This window comes from Paracoccus sp. (in: a-proteobacteria) (genome assembly GCF_039808215.1).
GTDB lineage: Bacteria > Pseudomonadota > Alphaproteobacteria > Rhodobacterales > Rhodobacteraceae > Paracoccus.
Window position 1 is genome coordinate 1 of the sequence record NZ_JBDHSP010000162.1, and the last position, 2,666, is coordinate 2,666.

At 68.2% G+C, this 2,666-nt stretch carries 4 protein-coding genes; 2 read left to right on the forward strand and 2 right to left on the reverse strand.

Annotated features, from left to right (window positions below; all coding sequences use genetic code 11):
* Positions 1–333: 333 nt before the first annotated feature.
* Both WMK75_RS18990 and WMK75_RS18995 read right to left on the reverse strand, forming a co-directional pair.
* Positions 334–723 carry a RidA family protein gene (locus tag WMK75_RS18990; protein ID WP_347269134.1) on the reverse strand — a complete coding sequence of 130 codons (390 nt, stop codon included), beginning with the start codon at positions 721–723 and terminating at the stop codon, positions 334–336.
* A gap of 89 nt (positions 724–812) precedes the next feature.
* Positions 813–1,997 (reverse strand): lytic murein transglycosylase, encoded by a 1,185-nt coding sequence (locus tag WMK75_RS18995; protein WP_347269135.1) that lies wholly within the window; start codon positions 1,995–1,997, stop codon positions 813–815.
* A gap of 126 nt (positions 1,998–2,123) precedes the next feature.
* On the opposite strand from WMK75_RS18995, the gene WMK75_RS19000 reads away from it, so the two are divergent.
* Complete coding sequence (locus tag WMK75_RS19000; RefSeq protein ID WP_347269136.1) at positions 2,124–2,381, forward strand: SemiSWEET transporter; 258 nt, start codon at positions 2,124–2,126, stop codon at positions 2,379–2,381.
* A 37-nt stretch (positions 2,382–2,418) separates the two neighbouring features.
* Positions 2,419–2,666, forward strand: a 248-nt coding sequence (locus tag WMK75_RS19005; RefSeq protein ID WP_347269137.1) for a DMT family protein, incomplete at its 3' end; no start/stop codon positions are given.

Here is a 2,666-nt window from a genome sequence, read left to right on the forward strand (position 1 = left end):
CACCCTCACCGCAGCAGCGGTCGGGTTGCGGCCAAAACGTCCAACGGCCTTCCCCTCACCCTGCCCTCTCCCTCCGGGAGAGGGTTCCCCGCGCTGTCCGCGTCCTTCCGACTTGGCGTCGTGTTCATGGGTTCCGGGCTCTTCGCTACGCGAAGCCCCGGAATGACGGGGGTGTTTCTGCTCAGGACGGCGGTGGTTCCGCTCAGGATGAACCGGACGGGCCCGTCATTGCGAGCGGAGCGAAGCAATCCAGGGGGGCGTAGAGCCCTGCCGCCCCTGGATTGCTTCGCTCCGCTCGCAATGACGATGAGCTGGATGCGAAGGCTTTTGCGATCATGCCCTCGGCAGGCGCGCCGTCACCTCGATCTCCAGCTTCATCTCCGGCTTCAGCAACCCGGCGACGACATAGATGCCGGCCGCCGGGCGGATCTCGCCGAAAACCTCGCCGCAGACCGCGAGCACCGGCTCGCAATAGCTGCGGTCGGTGACGAAATACTGGGCGCGCATCGCATGGGCGAGCGAGGAGCCGGCTTCCTCCAGCACGGTGCCGATCGTGCGGAAGATGTTGCGCGCCTGCTCGGCCGGATCGTCCGGCAGCACCATGGTCGCGTAGTCGTAGCCGGTCGTGCCCGAGACGAAGACGAGATCGCCGTCGATCACGGCGCGCGAATAGCCGAAGGCGCGCTCGAAGGGCGAGCCGGTCGAGATCAGGCGGCGAGGCATGGGAAATCCGTCATTCTCGGGCGAAGCGAAGCGCAGATTCGAGAATCTCCTGCAAGAGATGCTCGGGTCAAGCCCGAGCATGACGGGGGCTACACCCGCCCGCTTTTCAGCGCGCGCAGCACCTTCTCGCCCGGCCGTCCGGTCTGCGGCATGCCGAGCTTGCCCTCGATCTGCTTGATCGCCGCCCGCGTCAGCGAGCCGACGGCCCCGTCCGGCTCGCCGACATCGTAGCCGCGCGCGATCAGCAGGCGCTGCAATTCGCGGCGCTGCTCGCGCGAGAGCGGCAGGTCGTCGGTCGGCCAGTCGCCCTGGACGCCGGGCTTGCCGCGCAGCCGGTCGGACAGGAGGGAGATCGCCAGGGCATAAGAGTCGGCGCCGTTGTAGCTGTAGGCGGCGTCGTAGTTCTTGAAGACCAGGAAGGCCGGACCGTTGCGCCCCGCCGGCATCAGCAGCCCCGCATGGCCGGCGCCGCCCAGCGGCGAGCCGTCGAACTTGACGATGCCGCGGCCCGCCCAGCTCGAGACCGGATGCTTCGGATTGCGCCCGCTCGGCCCGGAATAGCCGCCCGGCACCCTGACCTCGTAGCCCCAGGGCGCGCCCGTGACCCAGCCGGCCTTGCGCATGAAGTTCGCGGTGGAATGCAGCGCGTCGGCGATCGAATCGACAAGGTCGCGCCGGCCGTCGCCGTCGCCGTCGACGGCCAGGCGCATATAGGTCGAGGGGATGAACTGGGTGTGGCCGAAGGCCCCGGCCCAGGAGCCGAACAGCCGCTCGGGGCTGACGTCGCCGCGCTGGATGATCTGCAGCGTCGCGATCAGCTCGCCCTTGAAGAAGGCGTTGCGGCGCGGCGCCAGGCACGCGCCGGTCGCCAGCGACTGCACCAGCGGCCATTTGCCCCGCGCCTTGCCGAAATCGCTCTCGACGCCCCAGACCGCCGCGATCGTATGGCGGTCGACGCCGAAGCGCTGCTCGGCCGCGGCGAAGACCGAGGCGTAGCGGCGCAGCATGGCGCGCCCCTCCGCCACCTTCTCCTCGTCGACCAGCGTGCCGAGATAGTCCCAGATCGGCGTCTTGAACTCCGGCTGGTTGTTCATCGCCTCGATGATCTTCATGTCCGGCTCGACGCCGGCCATGGCCCGGTCGAAGGTCGCGCCCGAGACGCCCTTGGCGGCGGCGGCCGCGCGCAGCCCCGAAAGGCAGGACTGGAAGCCGCCCTGCGCCGAGGCGGCGGAAGCGAGGAGGACGAGAGGCAAGGCCAAGTGAAAAGCGCGCATGGTCTCCACCGAATCGCAGAATTCGCACGAAACTACGGCGTCGCCGTTAACGGAAGTTAACCATGTCCCATCTGGCGGCGCGGCTGCGAACCGGCTATGGACGCCGCGTCATCCGGAACGCCTCCCGTGCCTCTCCCCATCGAACTCCTCGGCTTCACCGCCGCCACGCTGACCAGCCTGTGCTGGCTGCCGCAAACCTGGCGCACCATCCGCACCCGCGACACCCGCGCGATTTCGCTGTGGACGCAATCGCTCTTCGCCTGCGGGGTCTTGCTGTGGCTGGTCTACGGCATCCAGATCCTGTCCTGGCCGGTGATCGCGGCCAATGGGCTGACGCTGCTGCTCGTCCTCGCCATCATCGCCATGAAGCTGCGCTTCGGCTGAGCGCAGCCCTTCCGCCTCCGCGAAGAAAGCCCCCGGCATGCCCTCGCTGACCTTGGCCCATACCCTGCCGATCGTCATGCTCGTCGGCTCGAACGTCTTCATGACCTTCGCCTGGTACGGGCATCTCGGCTACAAGAGCGCGGCGATCTGGCTCGTCATCCTCGCGAGCTGGATGATCGCCCTGCCGGAATACATGCTGGCCGTGCCGGCCAACCGCATCGGCTCGGGCGTCTATTCCGCCGCCGAGCTCAAGACGATGCAGGAGGTGATCACGCTCACCGTCTT

Excerpts from the sequence above, each read along its gene's own strand:
- WMK75_RS18995 (WP_347269135.1), bottom strand. The coding sequence starts at position 1,997 with ATGCGCGCTTTTCACTTGGCCTTGCCTCTCGTCCTCCTCGCTTCCGCC.
- WMK75_RS18990 (WP_347269134.1), bottom strand. The coding sequence starts at position 723 with ATGCCTCGCCGCCTGATCTCGACCGGCTCGCCCTTCGAGCGCGCCTTC.